Annotated in this window: 15 protein-coding genes; 1 reads left to right on the top strand and 14 read right to left on the bottom strand. The window is 50.2% G+C overall.

Annotated features, from left to right (window positions below):
- Nucleotides 1–66: 66 nt before the first annotated feature.
- The 10 genes from P9H32_RS07420 to P9H32_RS07375 form a co-directional block, all read right to left on the bottom strand.
- On the bottom strand, nt 67–606 hold the full coding sequence (locus P9H32_RS07420; protein ID WP_322608261.1) for a hypothetical protein: 540 nt from the start codon (nt 604–606) through the stop codon (nt 67–69).
- Nucleotides 607–613: 7 nt separating this feature from the next.
- A complete protein-coding gene (locus P9H32_RS07415) occupies nt 614–3,454 on the bottom strand; it encodes a GH116 family glycosyl-hydrolase (RefSeq protein ID WP_322608260.1) in 2,841 nt (946 codons plus the stop codon).
- 557 nt (nt 3,455–4,011) lie between these two features.
- Nucleotides 4,012–4,329 (bottom strand): hypothetical protein, encoded by a 318-nt coding sequence (locus tag P9H32_RS07410; RefSeq protein ID WP_322608259.1) that lies wholly within the window; start codon nt 4,327–4,329, stop codon nt 4,012–4,014.
- A 61-nt stretch (nt 4,330–4,390) separates the two neighbouring features.
- Complete coding sequence (locus tag P9H32_RS07405) at nt 4,391–5,155, bottom strand: 3-keto-disaccharide hydrolase (protein WP_322608258.1); 765 nt, start codon at nt 5,153–5,155, stop codon at nt 4,391–4,393.
- Nucleotides 5,156–6,550: a Gfo/Idh/MocA family oxidoreductase gene (locus P9H32_RS07400; protein ID WP_322608257.1), complete on the bottom strand. Its 1,395-nt coding sequence runs from the start codon at nt 6,548–6,550 to the stop codon at nt 5,156–5,158.
- Nucleotides 6,543–8,075 carry an alpha-L-fucosidase gene (locus tag P9H32_RS07395; RefSeq protein WP_322608256.1) on the bottom strand — a complete coding sequence of 511 codons (1,533 nt, stop codon included), beginning with the start codon at nt 8,073–8,075 and terminating at the stop codon, nt 6,543–6,545. Before P9H32_RS07395 ends, P9H32_RS07400 begins: the two co-directional genes overlap by 8 nt.
- 387 nt (nt 8,076–8,462) lie before the next feature.
- The gene (locus P9H32_RS07390) at nt 8,463–10,007 is read right to left on the bottom strand and encodes an alpha-L-fucosidase (protein WP_322608255.1); all 1,545 of its coding nucleotides are present in this window, start codon (nt 10,005–10,007) and stop codon (nt 8,463–8,465) included.
- 105 nt (nt 10,008–10,112) lie between these two features.
- On the bottom strand, nt 10,113–11,636 hold the full coding sequence (locus P9H32_RS07385; protein ID WP_322608254.1) for an alpha-L-fucosidase: 1,524 nt from the start codon (nt 11,634–11,636) through the stop codon (nt 10,113–10,115).
- Between the two features lie 22 nt (nt 11,637–11,658).
- Nucleotides 11,659–13,242 carry an alpha-L-fucosidase gene (locus P9H32_RS07380; RefSeq protein ID WP_322608253.1) on the bottom strand — a complete coding sequence of 528 codons (1,584 nt, stop codon included), beginning with the start codon at nt 13,240–13,242 and terminating at the stop codon, nt 11,659–11,661.
- A 118-nt stretch (nt 13,243–13,360) separates the two neighbouring features.
- Entirely contained in the window at nt 13,361–14,872 is a 1,512-nt protein-coding gene (locus tag P9H32_RS07375; RefSeq protein WP_322608252.1) for an alpha-L-fucosidase, read from the bottom strand.
- Between the two features lie 154 nt (nt 14,873–15,026).
- On the opposite strand from P9H32_RS07375, the gene P9H32_RS07370 reads away from it, so the two are divergent.
- On the top strand, nt 15,027–16,055 hold the full coding sequence (locus P9H32_RS07370) for a LacI family DNA-binding transcriptional regulator (RefSeq protein WP_322608251.1): 1,029 nt from the start codon (nt 15,027–15,029) through the stop codon (nt 16,053–16,055).
- On the opposite strand, the gene P9H32_RS07365 is transcribed toward P9H32_RS07370, so the two are convergent.
- The 4 genes from P9H32_RS07365 to P9H32_RS07350 form a co-directional block, all read right to left on the bottom strand.
- Complete coding sequence (locus tag P9H32_RS07365) at nt 16,056–17,198, bottom strand: XylR family transcriptional regulator (RefSeq protein WP_322608250.1); 1,143 nt, start codon at nt 17,196–17,198, stop codon at nt 16,056–16,058.
- The gene (locus tag P9H32_RS07360; RefSeq protein WP_322608249.1) at nt 17,176–18,177 is read right to left on the bottom strand and encodes a glycoside hydrolase family protein; all 1,002 of its coding nucleotides are present in this window, start codon (nt 18,175–18,177) and stop codon (nt 17,176–17,178) included. The genes P9H32_RS07365 and P9H32_RS07360 overlap by 23 nt, the downstream gene beginning before the upstream one ends.
- Before the next feature lie 78 nt (nt 18,178–18,255).
- The gene (locus P9H32_RS07355; RefSeq protein ID WP_322608248.1) at nt 18,256–19,053 is read right to left on the bottom strand and encodes a 3-keto-disaccharide hydrolase; all 798 of its coding nucleotides are present in this window, start codon (nt 19,051–19,053) and stop codon (nt 18,256–18,258) included.
- 9 nt (nt 19,054–19,062) lie between these two features.
- Complete coding sequence (locus tag P9H32_RS07350) at nt 19,063–20,439, bottom strand: Gfo/Idh/MocA family protein (protein ID WP_322608247.1); 1,377 nt, start codon at nt 20,437–20,439, stop codon at nt 19,063–19,065.
- Between the last annotated feature and the right edge of the window lie 31 nt (nt 20,440–20,470).

The raw sequence follows: 20,470 nt of genomic DNA, 5'->3' as shown, positions 1-20,470 counted from the left end.
ATCATAGAATCCGCTGTGGCCGCTCATCCTACAAATAAACGGGTACGTCTCGTAATATTCATACCTCTACTCCAACTCCAATGTTTCACGAAGTTGAGCTTCTTTTTCAGCGCTCCAGTACCCGCAATCCAATTTAATAAATACGGACGTATAAGGAATGGTCATATTCGTCTTCAGTAACAGCACATTGAACAGTTTGGATCCGGCATCCAGTTGTCGGATGATATCATCATGCTTCATGATCTTGATTTCACGGCTGCTGAATAACTCTTTCAGTCCGGCCCGATAGTCATCAACACCAGTCGCAACCCGTTCGGTTACTGCATCCAGTTCCGCATCCAACATGATGACAGGCTGTACGTGCTCGGCCGCATCCACCGCCTTCAACACGGCTTCCAATACCTCAATTTGTCCGGCATCGGTAAAGATGGTTTCAATGCCCGGCGCACTCTGTTTCGGGTAAGCCGAATCCGCCACGACAATCCAATTGCGATGGCCATATTCCGGCAAACGATCTTCAACCGTTTTTTTCCACGTCGGAGCACTGGCGCATCCGCCCAGCAATACAGCGCACCCTACCACTCCCATTTGAATACGTTTATTCATCCCGTTATTACCTCAATTCAATTTTCAAAGATTGACCGGTCTTCATGCGAATCGGCTGATTCAGTTTAATGAGTACCTGCTGCTCATTCTGCGTCATTGCCCCTTCCAGAGGTTCACCATCCAGCGTGATGGTTGCGCCTTTCGTTTTCCCATGCTCAGGTAGCTCAAAGGCCAATGTTTTTAACTGGAGCGTTCCGTGAACCACGGTGATTTTCTCGATCTGTGTGTTTCCTTGACGCCGCTGCTCAAACGACCCCCAGGCTTCAGCCGACGTAAAGGCAGACTTAAACTTTTCCGGTGTAATCTGGGGAGCAAACCCGATATGCCCCTTTGGTCCATGATATTCAAATCCGCTTACTGCGGTGAAGTGACCATAGCTAGCCATAGAACGAGAATAGTGCATGCCCCACTCCACCTCGCACCATGGATTGCGCACGGCTCCATGATATCGATCATTATGCATATACCACATGTGCGCCAGTGCATGGTACGGCATGCCATGCCACATCATCAGCGAGGTGGCTGCATATTCATATCCATTCTGACATTCATTATTATAGGCCGCATACGTGGATGCTCCTTTTTTCAGTACATCGGAACCTCCGTACGGCCAGGTACAGGCAATGAGCCCACCTTCTCCAGGCATCGCAAACCACCGTCCGTCTTCGAATTTTTTGCGGTAAGGTCCAACATCCGTAGTAAAATTATACCGCCACATTGATTCCAAAGCGGTGCGGGCCTTATCCGGATCAACCACTTCACCTAAACCAACTTGATAGGCCCAACTCTGTCCCAGGAGCTGACTATATTCCAAACCATTGTACGTCCCCGGAGAATCTGGATGATCGGGATCGGCCTCCTGGAAAAAATATTCTCCATTAAACAGGTGATCCTCAATGTAGCATCGCCCTTTATCCGCGATTGTTCTGCAGAACGAGGCATAGTCATGATCGCCCATTTCGTCAGCCATCTCCGCCGCAGCTCGCAGGGCTGTAGTATAATGAAGACTCAGCCAGGTAATTTTCCCGTACCAAGCCGCATCAAGCGTGTTGTGCTGCGCACCGGTCAGAATACCATCATGATCCGCATCACCAAATTCAGTCAGGCCCTGCATCGCCTTTTTAATTCCCGCATAATTGCGCCGTAAAAAAGAATCATCCTTGGCACTTCGATGGATCATATAACTGCGTAGAATGATACCGGCCTGTCCGTCAACCGCAGGCCCTTTGTGCCACCAGCGAAAACGGATCATTCCGTCTTCCATCATACCGCCATCCTCGGAAATGAGTTTAAAATCTACCTTTTCCCGTAGACTGATTTCTAACTCAGGAAACAGCATGGCAATTGCCTGAATATATCCCCACACATGCGTCGTGGTGCCCGGCGAATGATATGCACCTTCCCAGCCCATAAAGATTCCATCTGCAAAATAGTTTGCCGTGCTGGTCGCCAGCGTGGACATATTCAGGAAAGTACGGTCCAGAAACCAGTACGGGAGCGTTGAATTATACCAGTTATCAACCCACAATTTCGTTAGACGATCGAGCTCATCGAAATCGGCAATCAAAGCATCCGATACTGCGGAAGCATCTTCGAATACTTTACTGTAGTAACGGGGAACACCGTAGGGCTTACCCCGTTGAACCAAGGTCTTCGGAAAGTGCCAAGTTAAAATAAACGTAACCGTCTTTTCTTCCTGCGGTGCAAGCTTCATGCTCTTACTCAGCGTGCTGACCAACGACTCTTCAGAGGGCAGGTCAAGCTTGAAGGAGGTTGCCGCTTCTGGAATCACATCAGAGTCCATCAGCGTTAAAGACATCGTTCCGTAGTCCGGCATTTTACGAACCATTCCCGGTGTATAGACATTATCGCGTTGTTTAATGTCGCTGATATACATCCCGCCCCAGCCGAAAAGCCGTAGATTAATGACTTCAATCGTTGCCTGCCGACCTTCATATGCACTGACATCAAATTCCATCAATTGATAAGACAACGTGCCGGTTCCCACCTCAGAGGCAATCACTTTACCATCCACCAGAATACGAACGATCGTCCCCTCATCATGATTACCGCCGCGCACAGTGCAACTGATTAAAGGGCGTTCAATCTTAAACTCCGGCGTGGCATGTTTGGTTACCGTTTTGGCATCCCCAAGCTCGGTCAGCAACGTGGCAACCGTGGCAGCGTCGATTTCAGTTACCGTCCAATAGGTACTTTTCTTATGATAATCTTCGCCCTTAACCACTGCTATATCTTTGCGGCGGACAGGTTGGCTGGCAGCAATACGCGGCTCTGCAGAGCAGTGAACGCGTTTCCCCACTCCAGCAATCACACTCACATCATTCTGTAGCGATGCACTAAATCCGGTCAGTTCACGGGAGCCGGTCAGCACGGCATTCTCCAGCCAGCCCGAAAGTTCCGCCTCAACCTCTTGATCAGAACTGTTTTTCACCTTAAAGGTCAATACGGTCGCCGGATACAACGACCGTTTGAGTTCTAATGGAATAAACGGTGAATAGGCTTCCAGTTTAACATCAACCGGCAGTTCCGGATCCTGATACCACACTTCACCCAGCGGGTACTGTCCCAAAAACCTGATATCCTTGATTCCATCACAATCCAGCGTCTTCTCTACGCTTTTACCATTGAACTGAACCTTAATAGAAAATCCTTGTTCAATCATGCGGGCATTGGCTTCTTCCGGATGACTGCGCTTATAAGGAAATTCGTAGGCATCAACGCCCTTAATCTGAAACTTCCTATAGTTAAGGTTAAAGATATCCCAAAACCACAACTTACCGTCACCCCCTAGATAGAGTTGTCCACTACAGAGTCCTCCGATCGGCATACCGATATATTCAAAATTCTCAGAATTTTCCCGAGTATATATCGAGGGTTTTCCCCGAGCCGTCAACGCCTCGGGAAAGCTATCAGGAAATTTTTTAACCACTGGCGTCTTCCCGCCCGAAGATACCTGCAACTGTGCCATAATATCTTCATGTTCCGCTAATGTCGTGGAGCACCAAAAGATTAGGTTCAGCATTGCCGCTATAATCATTTTTCCCTTTAGACTGTATTTTATATTCATCAACATCTCGCGTTTATTTAATTATCTCAAAGATACCTAATCGTCATAGTCCAGACAGGCTATGCAGAATCCAAATAGCCGACTAGTATCCTAAAGGATGCAACACTGCTCTTATTACAAAACGGAAAAGGAGACCTTGCTTATTTGCATTACTCAAATCCTTCGCTAAGGCTCAAAATCGCAACCGGGCCATGTCCCCTGAATACAGACCGAACTAATAGAGACTTAAATCCTGTATCATGGGCACTGTCAGGCACAGTGATGTCTGATTATCCAGAATCAGCTCAGATGCATCCTGAAATGTATGCCGCTTCGTATCACCCGCCAAAGCGGGAAGCCAACACATCCAACAGCATCATTTCTGTAAAAGGAGCCGCAAATAAAAGTTTGCCCCCGGTTCTATAGTCCACCCCCTTAAGCAACACGTACCCACCCGACAGAAAGACCGCCTTCAACACGTTCATATATTTCTCGGGATAACCGCAGGCATTCATCACCTCCGGATTGGTCAGGCGGGCTTCCCACATAGTATGCGTTAACGGCTTTTGCGTGCAGACATGCTTTCCCCGTCGCATGGCATCAACCGTGGCCACACTGATTTTTTCATTCGCGCCCAACACGCTTCCGGGAATCATGGACCCCGCCGCGGACGCTCATCCTATAAATAAACGGGTACGTCTCGTAATATTCATACCTCTACTCCAATTCCAACGCCTCGATCTTAAGGCTCCGAATCGCAATCGGGCCATGGTCTCCCTGGATCCATACGGGGCCGGTTGGCACTTCCACTCGTGGAGTATGCGCGCGGGTTGGTCCGGTGACGTCCTGATTGTCCTGAACCAGCACCCCATTCACATGCACACTCACGAAACGGGCATTCTCGGTCTTCTTGCCCTCGGCATCAAAGCGCGGTGCCCGGAAGACGATTTCCAACGTCTGCCATTGTCCGGAAGGTTTTGCAGCATTCACCAGCGGAGGTGTTCCCTCATATCCTTTGGGGCCTCCTTCATAGGCATTCAGGAAGCGTTGGTAGATACCGCCCAGCATGTCGTAGGTCAGCTTATCCCCACGCCATAGACTATCGATAATCTGAATTTCATAATTCCCCATCAGATAAACCCCGGCATTGGAATCGTGCGGAATCATAAATTCCAGATAGACGGCGACATCTTTATAGTGCTGCTTCGTGACCAAATATGGAGCTTTCTTCTGCTTTACCTCGCCGTTGATAAGCAATCGACCTTCCGGCCCCTCTGTCACCTTAAATTCAGACTTCTTCTCGACCGCCTCTACCCCTTCCACTAAACGCCATAGGGTAAGCGGTTCAAAAGACGAGAATACATCGCCTTGAATCAGCTCAGATGCATCCTGAAACGTATGCCGCTTCGCATCATCCGCGAAAGCGGAAGACAACAGCGTAAGGCTCACTAACGTTCTAAAAACCACCTTGGTTACCTTCATTTAACCCTCCAGATATTCGCTGTAGTCCCAGCCTTCACGAATCGGCTCTTTCAGGAATTGATTTAATTCAGGACGATTGGTGATTCGCATACTTTTTGAGTCCCACTCAATCTTTCCGCCAAAGCGGGAAGCCAAAACTCCCAACAGCATCATTTCTGTAAAAGGGGCTGAAAAATCAAAGTTTGCCCCCGGTTCCGGTCCATCCCCTTTAATAGCACGTACCCATTCGGCAAAGGGGCCGCCTTCAACGCGTTCATATTTTTCGTCGGGATAACCCGCAGCCTTGAAGGCTTTCATGGCCTCCTTATTCGTCAGGCGTGGATGATTCGAACGCTCATCGGTATAGGCGTTGTTTTTTTCACCGTTATAAATGGTTCCCGCCCACGGCAACCAACCGCTCCAATCCCATTCCTTCGGAGTCGGTACCCGGAATTTTTCGCCACCGTTATACCAATAAAACGTGCACGGATCTTTTTCACCGCGCTGACTAAATTCCCACCGCACCCGATTCCCATCCGGCACCAGCCATTCATTACCGCCTTCCGAATCTTCCAACTCAACCACTGTTGGTGACGTTAAATCCAGGATCGATACCGCGGCATCAGCAATGTGCGGCATCCAATCGCCAAAAATACCATTTCCAAATTTATTATATCCTCTCCAGCTTTTTGGATGGAACAGATGATTATACGGCGTATCTCCGGCCAGCGGGCCCAGCCAAAGATCCCAATTCAGGTTTGCCGGAATCGGATCCTGCTTCGGCGGAAGAGAACTCGGTTTGTGCCAATACTTATTCGTTTTTCCGTCGTACTCTTCCCACAAAGGTCCATGAATCCAGGAGTGCACCTCATTAATCTGACCGAAGACATCGGCCTCATACCACTCACGCATTGAGCGAATACCATCAAAGGTATGGCCCTGCACGGCCATATTGGTGACCACGCCATATTGAGCCTTCGCCTTTTGGAGCATGCGAGCTTCCCAGATATTATGCGTTAACGGCTTTTGCGTGCAGACATGTTTCCCTCTGCGCATGGCATCAATCGTGGCCACAAAATGGGTATGGTCCGGCGTACTGATACAAACGGCATCAATCTCCTTATCCATCTTATCCAGCATCTCGCGAAAATCGGTAAAGCAACGGGCGTTCTTGCGATCCTCAGCACTGGACACCGCCCAATCCAGCATTTTCGAATCCACATCCGCTAACGCAACAATATTTTCCCCTTTGCAACCTGCATAGGCCATTCCGGCAATATTGCAGGAGCCGATCATCGCAATGTTTAATTTACTATTCGCCGACGGCCCCGGCTTCCCGATGGAAAAACGCGCAGGAATGAAAGCCGCCCCAACAGCACCGGCTTTTAACATGGTCCTTCGATTCGGTTTACTCATGAATAACTCCATCTAATTCCAGTTTGTATACCAACGCCGCATCAGCTTCCGCGGGCTGTTGTTTCGGTGTGTGAACCAAGAGCCCTTCGACCGTTCGTTTCCATTGAATCTGTTCATCGCTACCCAACACCGACACCGTTTTGACCATCAGCTGCCTGGCCTCATTGGCAAAGGCCTTCATCATCAATGGTTCACCCGCTCCCGGCCACCCCAGTTGTATGGCATACACGGTATTTCCTTTACGGGTGTAACGGATATCGCCTGCATTCAAATCCCACAGTCCGGTGCGGATCATGTTGCGGGTATTCCACTCAAAATCCATATCCCGCTTGATCTCGGTTACCCCTTCGCCATAAACCACAAACGGGCGTGTTTCATAAATTGACTCACCGTAGCGCTTCAACCAGGCCCCGATTTTCTTCATCGATTCAACCTGTTCTTCAGGCAGTGTACCGTAAGCCATCGGGCTCACATTCAAAATCATAGTGCCGTTTTTACTCACCAGCTCCGCAAGAATTCGAAGCAACTGATTAGGATCAACCGCCGTACGTTTGGAAGCATTAAAGCTCCAGTTCGGACCCAGCTTAAAATCAGATACCCACGTAAAATCGGTAATATCCGGCAAGGTTGCTCGTTCAACATTTATGATAGCCAGTTCATCAGGAAAAAAGGTCCCTTTGGTATTCACCATTACCTTTTGGCCGGCCTGCTCGGCTTTATTGAAATAGTAGGCTAAAAATTCCTGACGTTGCTCCTCCGAAATAAACTTCTGGCCAAAATCAAACCACATATAATCTGGGCAATACTGATCCACCACTTCCTTCAGTTTTGCCAACCAGTAGGCAGAAGCATCGTCCATCGACATGTTGCCGTACAGCTTGTCGAAGTCGCCGCCTTTCGGATAGGTGAACTCGGGATTCTCCTCCATGTTGTAATTACTTTTAGGGCGCGGGTAAGAACCCTCTGGCTTCGGATAATACATCATGTGAAATCCATGATGAAACGTCGCCATAAATTTAAGGTCGCGCTTCTTAGCGGCTGCCTGAAGCTCCCCAACAATATCCACCCGTGGTCCCATATCGGCCGCATTCCACGGATTTACCGTAGAGTCCCACAACGAAAAACCATCATGATGTTCAGCTAAGGCCCCCACATATTTTGCACCCATTTCCTCGAACAGCTCCACCCATTCGGCCGCATCAAAAGCCTCTGCCTTCCACATCGGAATAAAATCGTGATATTGGAAATCCGGACCATACTTTTTCTGATGAAAATCATAGACCCATTGACCGCGCCCATTGATCCCCGGCGTATACATCCAGCGTGGATACCACTCGCCCCCGCTGGCCGGAATGGAATACAGCCCCCAATGAAAATAAACCCCCAGCTTCGCATCCTGAAACCATTCTGGCGCGGCCTGATGCCGCTTTAATGATTCCCAATCGGGCGTATATGCCTCCTCCACACCCGAGGCACTTATGCCCGCAAACATCACCCCGATAAAACTCATCAGCATATATTTCATGACTACGATCCTTTGAATTATTTCGATTCAACACCACAGCGTCAGCCGTTACCCTGCAATCGGTATAGCAAACACAGCCGGCTTCACCCGCGTCTGAGCAGCATATTATATGTTCTGACGTCCACGTCGGACACACGGCATCGAGAATGACAATTAAGCCTGTTTTCTGAAATCCTTCGCCATCGCTTTCGGATTCAAAAATCTGCTCTAGCTTTCTTTAATGCTTAAAACCCGTCGCGCTGAATACAGTTTGTTAACTTTATTCACAATGTAGAGGCGCACTATACTTTTTGCTATCTATCCAATTGGATAGATAGCAACCGTTCAGGCTTTACCGGACAAAGCCTGTGACTGAAGACTCTCGGCTTGAGAAGGGCATAACGCCTCCTACAACGAGGAGGGATTCAGGATCATCTTATAAACGAAGGCCGCATCCGCCTCGGGCGGTTTTTCTCGGGGAGAAAATACCTCGAGGCCCTCCGGCGTTCTTTTCCAGCGGATTTTTTCTTCGGTTCCCATAACGGAAACAGATTCGATTTCCAGTGCAGAAGCTTCCTTTGCGAAGGTCTTAAGCAATAAACGCTGGCCACCCCCAGGCCATCCCAGTTGTATGGCATAAACAATGTTGTCTTTTCGGGTAAACCGGACATCACCGGCATTGAGGTCCCATAGATTTTCCCGGATCAGGTTGTGAGTATTCCACTCATACTTATAGTCCGGCTTGATTTCTGTTACCCCTTCACCGTAGGCCACAAAGGGACGGGTTGCATAAATGGCTTCACCATAGCGTTTCATCCAGGCACCGATCTTTTGCATGGCCGCCACCTGCTCTTCCGGAATCTGACCATTGGCCATTGGAGCCACGCAGATAATCATATTTCCATTTTTACTGACGACCTCCGCCAGCACACGGATAAATTTTTGAGGATCAGCCGTTGTGCGTTTATTTTTATTAAAGCCCCAGGTTGGCCCCAGTTTAAAATCCGTTACCCACGAATATTCGGTAATGTCCGGCAGCGTCGCCCGTTCCACATTGACGATGGCGAGTTCATCCGGGAAAAATTTACCCTTGTTATTAATAACGACTTCTTTGCCCAGTTCATCCGCTTTATTAAAATAATGAGCCAGAAACGCTTTACGCTGCTCTTCCCCGATAAACCGTTGACCAAAATCCATCCAGATATAATCCGGGCAATATTGATCAACCACTTCATTCACTTTGGCTAACCAGTATTTACTGGCATCTTCCATCGACATATTGCCATACAGCTTGTCGTAGTCGCCGCCCTTTGGATAAGTAAACTCAGGATTCTCCGGAAAGTTATATTTACTCTCAACCCGAGGAAATCCGTTTTCCGGACGGGGATAATACATCATATTAAAACCGCTGTGAAACGTGGCCATAAACTTCAAATCCCGCTTTCGGGCTTCCTCACAGAGCGCCTTAATCAGGTCGGTTTTCGGCCCCATATCGGCGGCATTCCAAGGATTCACCTCGCTGTCCCACATCGAGAAACCGCCATGAAATTCGGCAATCGCGCCAATATATTTGGACCCCATATCCTCGAAAATATCGATCCATTCCGCCGCATCAAATTTTTCCGCCGTCCACAGAGGAAAAAAATCATGATAATGGAAATCGGAACCGTAGTTTTTCTGATGGAAATCATAGACCCACTGTCCTCGGCCATTTATTCCCGGCGTATACATCCAGCGGGAATACCAGTCCCCGCCACACTCCGGAACAATGTACGGTCCCCAGAAAAAATAAACACCTAATTTCGCATCCTGAAACCATGCCGGTGACGGCCGGTGCTGCTTCAATGACTCCCAGTCTGCCGTATATGTGCGGCTTGAAGCCATCATCGGGATGGCGATCAGAAGACCGGCAACAAAAACGGCGGCGGTATGTGTCGAGTGTTTTTTCATCATCCTATTTTCCTCAGACCGTTAATCTGTTTATTCCTCGTAGAGGTACGGCGATCGCTGCAAAAGAAATCCAATACTCACCGCAGCACCTCTTCGAGGCAACTCCATTTACCAATGTTTGAACAAGAATGGTTCAGGGTCAAAGTCGCTGCCGAATTCAACTTTGACTACGTCTGTAATATTTCGGGCTTTACGTTTTTCCGGAATGAAAAAGCTGAGTGTTCCGTTTTTATAACTGAACGGAATGCGGTCTCCGGTGTTCAGCAAGGTCATGGATTTCGGTTTAGCGGCACAGTCTTTCAGGATAACCGGATTTTTCTCCGTGGCTTCATGATCACGGGCGTGGAAATACCAAATACGGTCTCTGCAGGTAATCGGTACATTACATTTTTCCGGCCAGGGACCGCCGCCGTTTATTCCAAAGACCGATTCCTCATTAGTCTTCATCCACAGCTCCATATCATCAAACAAACGCCAAACCTGATCCTGATATGTGCCGTCCGGACGCGGTCCGATGTTGGCTAAGAGGTTGCCGCCCATACAGCGGGCTTCGGCAAACTTTCTCAGGACTTCGTCCGAGGGATAAATCTCTTCCCCCATGCGGGCATCATAGTGCCAGGATCCCTTTTGTATGATGGAATTCACTTCCCACCACCAGCCGTTTTCAATGATCGGCTTAATAAATTTGGGATCCGACATGCCGAATCCTTCCGCGGTGGCATGGTCACCACTGCCTGGATCCCGGTTGTTACAGACAATGCCGGGGCGCAGTTTACGAATCTCTTCAACGGACATTCCGTGGCCGCCATCACCCCACCAGATATCCGGATCAAATTTATGAATCAGCTCCTTGACCTGATGTGCGTTATATTCCTGATACGCCGCCCACCGTTTCGAAGGACGTTTCGGCAGCGTTTTCACCCACTCGCCTTTGAAGTTCATTTTCCGATTCGGATCAAAACTGAAATTCATGTAATCGCGATCAAAATACCAATCCATACCGGAATAATAGAATCCCACTTTCAGCCCGTTGTTTCGGCAGGCTTTCACAAACGGCTCCACAAGGTCTCTGCCGTCCAGATACTGCCGCACCCCCATCAGCGCCCAGTCGGAATCCCACAGGGCATAGCCGTCATGATGCTTGGTTGTCAGTACAGCATATTTAAATCCCGCCCGTTTTGCTCCGGCCATCCATTTCTCCGGATCGTAATTTACCGGATTAAAGGTTTTCGCTGCATCCCAGATTTCCTGTTGCGGATGAAACTCTCCCTGCTTTTCGCGGTCCGGCGTCCAGCGTCCTGCCCACGCTTCACCGGTCGGTTCAAACTCGCTGACAATGCCCCAGTGCATAAAAATCCCCAGCCCGGCATGCGGCCACCATTGCGCGTCCGGATGGGTTGTGCGCTCGCGGCGAACCTGCAGTTTACGGTTTTTCGATTGATTCCAACCCGGCCAGTAAAGGTATTCCTTTCCATTCTCAACCCGCACCTCCGGAAGAATCTCCCCCCGGCTTTCAGTTGTATATGAATCTGCGCTGCCGTCACTGTCGAGCTGTTGCGATCGATTTGCGGCCCATGATAACGTACAGCAAGCACTCACGCTGACCGCAATAATCCACTTCGGGTATTTCATATCTAACTCCTTCATCCGGTTTTTACCTGTAAATTTTAATTGCACATGCATATTTTGACGGCGGGGTTTCAGGGAGCTCAACCACCAATCCCTCCGGTGACATTTTCCAGGCCAGTTGACTGTTCACTCCAAGCATCCCGACCTTCTCCACGACTCCGGATATCAGCCCCCTTTTTTCCGAAAGCGATTTAATCAGGACCTCTCCGCCACCCTCGGGATAATCCATCACAAAGGCATACAAAATATCCCCTTTGGTGGTGAATCGAAAATCTTCCGGCGTATACCGGATACGCTCGTGCTGTTTATCTTTTTCGCCTTCAATACCCGACGGTCCTTCTCCGAAAATTTTCCAGGGACGGCTTCCATGAATCGCCTCTGCATTGATCTCCATCCACTCGGCCATTTCTTCCAGAAAGGTATAAGCATACGGCTGAATTTCCCCATCCGCAGTCTGGGTAATATTCAACAGCATGTTTCCATTTTTACTGACAATATCAATAAGCGTGTGCACCACGTCGGATGTGGGCATAAACCGGGGCGTTTCCCGATCAAAATAAAACCACCCATCCAAACCGATATCGGTCTGCCACGGTTTTTCACGCTGCTGACCCGCATGCGTGTTTTCATAATCGAGCATAAACAGGTCCTCTTCTTCAGGCGTGAGCCTCTTCGCCTGAACAACCCCCTGGTTAATTCCGCCATGCCACTGCATCGATTTGTTGTAAAAACTCGATAACAGCTTCAGACCGCGCTCTTCTCCGGCCGGAAGATGGTAGCTGTCAAAATAGAGCAGCTCCGGCCGATACGAATCCACTACATCGTTAACGCGGCCGATAAATTTATCCAGATATGCATCATCCGGCGGATCGCCTTTTTCGGTAATTTCATCCCCGCTTGCCCACATAATATTGGCCGGTTCAGTAGCCTTGTGGGGCCGGCAATAAAGATCCTGCGGATCATAACCTTCCCACCATTTACCTTTTCCATCCTCTTTGGTTAACCAGCCATCGTACGGAACCCCTTTCATCGGACCGCTTGAATCCGACAGACGGGAAGATTCGAAAAAACGCCAGGCAGCTTCGCCATGGAAGGAAACTCCGAAATAAAGGCCTTCCTTCTTTGCCGCATCCTGCCACTCCTTAACGATGTCCCGTTTAGGCCCCATGTTCACAGAATTCCAGGGTTGCAGTTTGGAATTCCACATATCGAAATTATCATGGTGCTGCCCCATGGAGACGAAGTATCTGGCTCCCGCCCGTTTATAAAGCTTCATCAGTTTTTCCGGTTCCCACGTTTCCGCGGTAAAGAATGGAATCAAATCTTTGTATCCGAACTCCGACTGATGCCCATAGGTTTCCTGATGATATTTATGAGCATCACCGGTCCTGCTGAAATCCAGAACACCTTCCAGATACATTTGCCGGGCATACCAGCCACTGTGCTTCGGCACACTCTGCGGCCCCCAATGAGACCATATACCGAACTTGGCATCCCTGAACCATTCCGGACATTCATACCGTTTCAATGAAGAATACGAATTCGTATATTCCATCGCTCCGCACAGTGCGGCACTCCACAAACAAACCGCGAACAAACATTTATTCATCATCTGCTCCAGTTAAATCACAAACCACACCGCTTATGCGAAAAAAACATAAAGATCCAACGTTGCAAAACCGAGTAAACATCCTGTCCTCTCCTCTGTAATAATCCCGGGGCTGTTGTTACCAATGCCTGAACCGATACGGTTCAGGATCAAAATCATTGCCGAATTCGACTTTAACCACATCAGTAACGTTGCGAGCCTTCAGCTTTTCCGGAATGGAAAACGTCAGGACGTTATTCTTATATTCGAACGAAATCCCGTCACCGGTTCGCATCAGAATCACGGAAACCGGTTTTGTTTCACAATCCTGCAACACGACAGGATCCGCTTTTGTCGCGTCCTGCTTCCGGGCATGAAAATACCAGGTGCGATCGTTGCAGGTAATCGGCACATTGCACTTTTCCGGCCAGGGGCCACCACCGTTGATACCGAATACCGAATTGGAATTCGTCTCCATCCACTCCGCCATTTCTGCAAACAGACGATACGCATCATCCTGCATCCGTCCATCCGGCCGCGGGCCGATATTGGCCAGAAAATTTCCGCCCATACAACGGCAGCGGGCCAGCTCCAGCAAAACACGGTCTGCCGGATAAACCTCTTCGCCCAAATGTTTGTCATAGTGCCACGATCCCTGCTGAATGATGGAGTTTTCCTCCCACCACCAGCCATTGGCAACAACCGGATTTTTGACATATTGCGGCTGTGCCATTCTGAACATTTCAGCGGTTGCGTGGTCTCCTCCTTCGCCGCGGTTATTACAGACAATTCCGGGACGCCATTCCCGAATCTGATCCGCCGTAGCCCCGTGACCGCCATCGCCCCACCAGAGATCAGGATCAAACTTTTCAATCACTTCTTTGACTGAATTTTGATTAAACTCATCATATGCCAGTTTAAAACTCGGCGGGCGCTTCGGCAGACTCTTCACCTTTTCGCCCTTCCAGTTTACATGCGTTCCGGCCTGCATACTGAAATCCATAAAATCGCGCTCAAAATACCAATCCATACCGGAATAATAGAAGCCCACTTTGATCCCGTTATTCCGGCAGGCCTTCACCCACGGAGCCACCAGATCGCGCCCGCCCATTTCCTGACGTACACCGTAAACCGAATAATCAGAATCCCACATGGCATAGCCGCCATGATGTTTCAACGTCAGCACCGAATATTGGAAACCGGCTTTGCGTGCAGCTTCCATCCATTTTTCCGGATCGTAGTGCTCCGGGTTCCACCCTTTGGTTGAAGCCCACAGCTCTGCCTGCGGATAAAATTTACCCGCATCCTCTTTGGCCTGTGTCCAGCGCCCGGCCCAGCCTTCACCATTCGGTTCAAAAACGCTCGGCATTCCCCAGCAGATAAACAGCCCTAACCCGGCATGCGGCCACCACTGCGCATCCGGATGCTGCGTGCGCTCGCCTTGCACCTGCATTTTTCCATTTTTCCATGCGTCCCAATGCGGCCAGTAATAATAGCGTTTACCATTGCGTTCCTCAATACGAGGAACCACAGCATTTCCCTCATAATCTGTATACGCATCAGCACTGCCATCTTCATACTGATTCGGAACATGCTGCGCATTCACTCCGACCGCCAGCGTCAGAATCCACCCCATCACCTTCACATTCATTCATCCACTCCTTAATAATGTTCTCGTGCTCATCACCAATAAAAGACGGATATACAAGCCAGAGATGGACAGGACAATTAAAAAATGTTCTCGTGCTCATCAGTATTGAAAAATCCATCTGTTTATGTATTTTCCAGATACTGGAACGATAACTATGAATCACGATACCTACAAAAAAAACACCGCAACGCTGGCCCAGGTGGCCCAGGCCTCCGGCGTATCCCGCCAGACGGCCGGGCGTATTCTCGGCGGCAAAGCACATAAACACAAGCCCGATACGGTGGAACGGGTCAAGCAGATCGCCGAAGATCTCGGCTACCGCACCAATCTGCTGGCCAAAAGCGTGGTCGCCGGAAAAACCTACAGTATCGGTGTGCTCGTCCCCCGCGCAAACCGCGACTCCTTTTTTGCTGATATTATTACCGGCATTCAGGATGCCCTGATTGATACCGAATGGGTACCGATCATCCTCCAGACTTCCGAAAAATCCGGCGAACGCAGCTGCATCCGGCAACAGGTCGAACGCCGTGTTGACGGCATTCTGCTGATCCCCCACGAAAACCATGTGGACGCCAACCACTTCTCCGAAATCATAGAACGGCAGATTCCCGTGGTAATCATCAACGCTCGCCTTCAAAATATTGCGCCGGTTGATTTTATCGGAACCGATGAATTCGAAGGCGGGAAACGTGCCGCTGAATACCTGCTCTCCATTTCCAGGCGCTGGAAATTCGGGATTGTACGAAATGCGGGCCCATCGCAAAATCTTGGTCAGCGCGCCCAGGGCTTTTTACAAACCTTGGAAAACGAGAGAAAAAAATGCCGGGAACTGAAACTGATAAGCTGGAAAACAGAGGATAATCTGCCGGCATTGACTGCATTTCTGAAAAAGAAAGATCGGCCCAACGCCCTCTTCTGCATCACGGATATACACGCCGCTCAGGTTTATAAAGCGGCCTGGGACCTCGGACTTCATATTCCGTCAGACCTTGCCGTTGTGGGGTATGCCGACCTCGACTTTGCACCGTATCTTTCGCCTTCACTGACCACTTTCCGGCAGGATGGCAAAGCCATCGGACAGGCTGCTGCAGAAAAACTGCTCAGCCGGATTCAGCAGGGTCCCGTGGAAGCCAGTGAAATTCTCCAGCCGCCTGAGCTGATTGAACGCCAATCGGTAAAGTGATTATCCTCTCGAATGCAAACGCTGCTCGGAACGGTACTGACTCGGCGTCAGGCCGGTGGCCTGTTTGAAAACGCGATTCAGATAATTGTACGATGAAAAACCGCATGCTTCAGCAATCACCGTGACCGATTCGTCCGTTTCGGCCAGCAGTCTGCGGGCATGGTTGATACGCAACTGCCGGATCTGCTCCACAATGGAGCACCCGTAAAGCCGTCGAAACCTGCGTTCCAGCGAACGGCGAGCCATCGGATTCGCTTTGAGAATCTCATCCACCGTAATCGGCTCGAGCGCATGTTCTCTGAGATAACGCATCACCGATGCCATGCGCGGATCATCCACGGCCACGGTATCAATCGACAGTTTTTCAACAATACCCTTGGGTTCCAGCCGCCACTCTTTCTGCTTCGGAATCTCCCCCTGCATTAAACTGTCGAGCACCGAAGCGGAAGTCATACCGATCTGTTCCACATTAAAGCGAACTCCGGCCTGCGGCGGATAAGAGGCTTCGCTCAGTAATTCATCATAATCCGTACCCAGCACAGCTACATCATGCGGAACAATAATTCCGGCCAGCTGGCATAGATCAATAACCTGATGACCCAGACTCGGCCCCCAACAGATCACCCCTACCGGTTTGGGAAGATTCTTCAGCCATTCCGTCATATCCCGGCCGTCAGCGGTAGAAAAGCGGTCTATACGTATTCCGGCGTTATTCATTTCCGCCTCCACAATCGAACAGTGCCGGTTAACGTAGGCCTGCGAAAGATCGCCCAGATACGCCAGATTCCGGAAGCCGCGCGATTTAAAGGTTTCCCGGATCAGTCTCGCTTCGGATTCCGGCGAGGTAATGACCCTCGGAAAATCCGCACCCTCAATCTGCATGGCCGAAATATTCACCACCGGCAGGTTCAGGGCATGAAGGTGCTCCGCAATTTCTCTGGATGAAACCCGGCAGATAATCCCGTCGCCTTTCCAGCCCTCGGGCAAATGCAGAAGATGATCTCGCGGCTGGGGCTCCAGATGAATATGCCATGGACCCTGGGCCTTGGAATATTCAAGTATCCCCTCAATCAGCAAACGCGACCACGACGTGGTGGAATCCACAAGAATGGCTACGCGTTTAATTTCCTTGGCCCGTTTCATCTTCATGTATCATGGTCAGGGGAATGTGAAGGTTCATGGTTTCGGTCCCCGATCGCGCTGCACAGAATAGGATGGATGGCTCCCCGTTTTCAATAAACAACTGCGCCCGCTCCAGAAAATCAAACGTACGCATTTCCCCGTTTTCAAAACAGAGAGACCGGCCAGAAAGCTGCTGCACCTCCGAAAGATCCCAGTTGATCGCATCTGCAGACCGCAGCATGACCAGCGATCGCTCCATTCCCGAAAATGACCCGTTCATATCTTTCAGAATAATCCGGAAACCATCTTGTCCAAACCAGAGAAAAGGATCCTCCGCCGGGAAATCGTCCCCGTTTTTTCCAAAGATTGGAAGCGGCTCCGCCCGGAAAGGTCCTGCCGGATTATCAGCAAAAGCCACGCGATGCACCACCGGTCCGCCAAACGGAAGCGGCCGCTCTTTTTTTACGGCTTTATAGATCAGAGTCCATGGGTCTCCCGGCCGGCGGGCCACGGCGGGATTGGAAACCATCAATTCTGATTCATCCGGAGCAATCAGCGGCTGACCCATCCGTTTCCAGGGACCGGAAGGATGCTCCGCAACCGCCACTCCGATCCGCTGATTATTCCGATGCGTCCAATTCCAACTCCTGGAATCCGGCTCCCTTTTTCCATCACCGGTATTCCCCATATAAAAAAGATAAAATCGGCCGTCTGCCTCATGCACGGTCGGATTATGGGTGCAACACCCGTCCCAGTACGACGTACCGCGCGCCGAAAGCGCCACGTCGACATGCCGATACGGTCCCGTCGGATTTTCAGAAACCGCATGCGCCACTTCAGAATGACTGACCCAGGCATTGAATCCATACTCTTTTTTCCAACGGGAATAGAACAGATGACACCATCCTTCCGGGTCGCGCACCATAGATGCGCCCCAGATAAAATATTCCGAATCACAAAATACCGACTCATCGGGTACGGGCTGCAGCAGAAGTCTCATGGCTGTAAAATAAAAAAGCCGCGCCTACGGTTTATACCGACAGCAACGGCTTATTCATGCACTTTTACGCCAGTGCGCTTACAGCTCTTTAATCCGGATATTCCGATACATGGCAGCACCGCCCGGTTTCCATCGGTAGCCCGGATGAATCTGAACCGCAATGGAGCCTTTTCCGCCGGTTATATGCTGAACGGACTTACTATCCCACGCCGGTTTGGCGGCCCAGTTCTGTTTATTTTCCTCTTTCAAGGAACGGCCCGCATAGACGGACCCATCCATTTCCATGATTTTTTCGCCGTTGACCCACGTCGTAATCATCGGCTCCGAACCGACACATTGAATCCGGATTGTATTCCATTCGCCCGGTTTCCAAAGCGCATTCCAGCCTTTGGCATCGATGCCATATTTCAACCGGTCGATTTCAACGCCGTCATAGACGTCATACACCTCACCGGGACGCTCCGTAAAACGGATCGGCCGCGAAATATATCCGCCGGTGCCCTGCCCGAAGAGGAATCCGACATTCCCCTCTTTCAAGTAGTCGTTCAGCACCTGAATCCCGCGACCGTCTTCCGTGCAACGCAGAAAAATTCCGGAGTCGCACCCCCAGTCACTTTTAATTTCCATCTCCAGAATAAAGTCGCCGTATTTACCGTCGCTGAGCAAAAGCCCACCCTTTTTTTCCGGGGTTTGGAAACAGTGAATGGCCCCGTCTTTTGCATAAAAGTTCTTTTCGGTGGCATAATATTTATCACCCTCCGGTTTCTGCAGGATATGCCAGCCATTGAGCGATTTCCCATCGAAAATCGGCTTAAACCCATCACCGGCAAATGCCGTGCAGGCCATCAGCCCGCCCATAATCATCATTATTTTCATCGTGCGCTCCTAGAGATATTCGCTGTAATCCCAGCCACTGCGGATCGGTTCCTGGATAAAAGCATCCAGTTCCGGACGGTTTGAGGCTTTCATCTTTTTCGAGTCCCATTCAATGCGCCCCCCGAAACGTGCAGCAAGCACCCCGATCAGCATCATTTCTGTGAAGGCCGAGGCATAATCAAAATTCGCCCCCGGCTCCGGTCCTTCGCCCTTGATGGCACGAATCCATTCCTGAAACGGACCGCCGGCAATACGCGGATATTTTTCCGACGGATAACCCGACTCTTTAAAGGCTTTCGCCGCCTCTTTGTTGGCCAGACGCGGATGATTTGATCGGTGATCGGTGTACCCGTTCTGTTTTTCACCGCGGTAGATCGTTCCGCTGTTCGGCAGTTTTTTAGACCACGTCCAGTCGTCAAAAAACTCCGGAGCAAATTTCGGACCGCCATTATGCCAGTAGAACGTGCAGGGGGCCTTATTTCCGCGCTTCTTGAATTCCCAGCGTACGCGGTTGGCATCGGGTACCATCCATTCATTGCCCCCTTCTTTCTCTTCCAGCTCAACCACCGTCGGTTCATAAAGATCCAGAATCCAGACCGGCGCATCAGAAATGTGCGGCATCCAGTCGCCGAAGATACCACTGCCGAACGTGTTAAATCCACGCCAGCTTTTGGGATGATAGAAACGGTTGAACGGCAGATCGGTCACAACCGGCCCTTTCCAAAGATCCCAGTTAAAATTCGAAGGAATCGCGGCGCCCGGCGGCGGAAACTCCACCGGTTTATGCCAGTAAAAATTATTGCCGCCGCTGTAGGGTTTCCACGGCGGACCGCTCCGCCAGGAATGCACTTCGGTAACCTGACCGAAAACATCTGCTTCATACCACTCGCGCATCTGACGGATGCCGTCGTAGGTATGGCCCTGAACCGCCATATTGGTGGTTACTCCATATTTTTTCTTCGCTTTTCTCAGCGCACGGGCTTCCCGGATATTGTGCGTCAATGGTTTCTGAGTGCAGACATGCTTGCCGCGGCGCATAGCATCGATGGTCGCAACAAAATGGGTGTGGTCCGGCGTATTAATGCAAACCGCATCAATGTCTTTGCCCATTTTATCCAGCATGACCCGGAAATCCTCAAACGTCTTGGCCCCTTGATCCACCGCCCACTTCGGAAACATATTTGAATCCACGTCGGCCAGCGCCACAATATTTTCGCCCTTGCAGCCGCCATAGGCCATTCCGGCAATATTCCCCGCTCCGATCATCGCGATATTGAGCTTGCTGTTGGCTGACGGCCCAGGCTTTCCGATGGAAAACATGGCGGGAGTAACCGCTGCGGCAGCCGTGCCCGCTTTGAGTACGGATCTTCTTTTCACTTTCTTCATGCTTTAACACTCCTTTATTACGATAAAACCG

This window comes from Pontiella agarivorans (genome assembly GCF_034531395.1).
In the GTDB taxonomy this organism is placed as follows: Bacteria; Verrucomicrobiota; Kiritimatiellia; order Kiritimatiellales; family Pontiellaceae; genus Pontiella; species Pontiella agarivorans.
Note: the sequence above shows the minus strand (reverse complement) of the source record. Positions and strands in the feature narration are given on the sequence as shown.

What these genes read in the sequence shown, in the direction of transcription:
- P9H32_RS07420 (WP_322608261.1), bottom strand. Translation starts at nt 606, where the DNA reads ATGAATAAACGTATTCAAATGGGAGTGGTAGGGTGCGCTGTATTGCTG.
- P9H32_RS07415 (WP_322608260.1), bottom strand. Translation starts at nt 3,454, where the DNA reads ATGCCGATCGGAGGACTCTGTAGTGGACAACTCTATCTAGGGGGTGAC.
- P9H32_RS07410 (WP_322608259.1), bottom strand. Translation starts at nt 4,329, where the DNA reads ATGATTCCCGGAAGCGTGTTGGGCGCGAATGAAAAAATCAGTGTGGCC.
- P9H32_RS07405 (WP_322608258.1), bottom strand. Translation starts at nt 5,155, where the DNA reads ATGAAGGTAACCAAGGTGGTTTTTAGAACGTTAGTGAGCCTTACGCTG.
- P9H32_RS07400 (WP_322608257.1), bottom strand. Translation starts at nt 6,550, where the DNA reads ATGAGTAAACCGAATCGAAGGACCATGTTAAAAGCCGGTGCTGTTGGG.
- P9H32_RS07395 (WP_322608256.1), bottom strand. Translation starts at nt 8,075, where the DNA reads ATGAAATATATGCTGATGAGTTTTATCGGGGTGATGTTTGCGGGCATA.
- P9H32_RS07390 (WP_322608255.1), bottom strand. Translation starts at nt 10,007, where the DNA reads ATGATGAAAAAACACTCGACACATACCGCCGCCGTTTTTGTTGCCGGT.
- P9H32_RS07385 (WP_322608254.1), bottom strand. Translation starts at nt 11,636, where the DNA reads ATGAAATACCCGAAGTGGATTATTGCGGTCAGCGTGAGTGCTTGCTGT.
- P9H32_RS07380 (WP_322608253.1), bottom strand. Translation starts at nt 13,242, where the DNA reads ATGAATAAATGTTTGTTCGCGGTTTGTTTGTGGAGTGCCGCACTGTGC.
- P9H32_RS07375 (WP_322608252.1), bottom strand. Translation starts at nt 14,872, where the DNA reads ATGAATGTGAAGGTGATGGGGTGGATTCTGACGCTGGCGGTCGGAGTG.
- P9H32_RS07370 (WP_322608251.1), top strand. Translation starts at nt 15,027, where the DNA reads ATGAATCACGATACCTACAAAAAAAACACCGCAACGCTGGCCCAGGTG.
- P9H32_RS07365 (WP_322608250.1), bottom strand. Translation starts at nt 17,198, where the DNA reads ATGAAACGGGCCAAGGAAATTAAACGCGTAGCCATTCTTGTGGATTCC.
- P9H32_RS07360 (WP_322608249.1), bottom strand. Translation starts at nt 18,177, where the DNA reads ATGAGACTTCTGCTGCAGCCCGTACCCGATGAGTCGGTATTTTGTGAT.
- P9H32_RS07355 (WP_322608248.1), bottom strand. Translation starts at nt 19,053, where the DNA reads ATGAAAATAATGATGATTATGGGCGGGCTGATGGCCTGCACGGCATTT.
- P9H32_RS07350 (WP_322608247.1), bottom strand. Translation starts at nt 20,439, where the DNA reads ATGAAGAAAGTGAAAAGAAGATCCGTACTCAAAGCGGGCACGGCTGCC.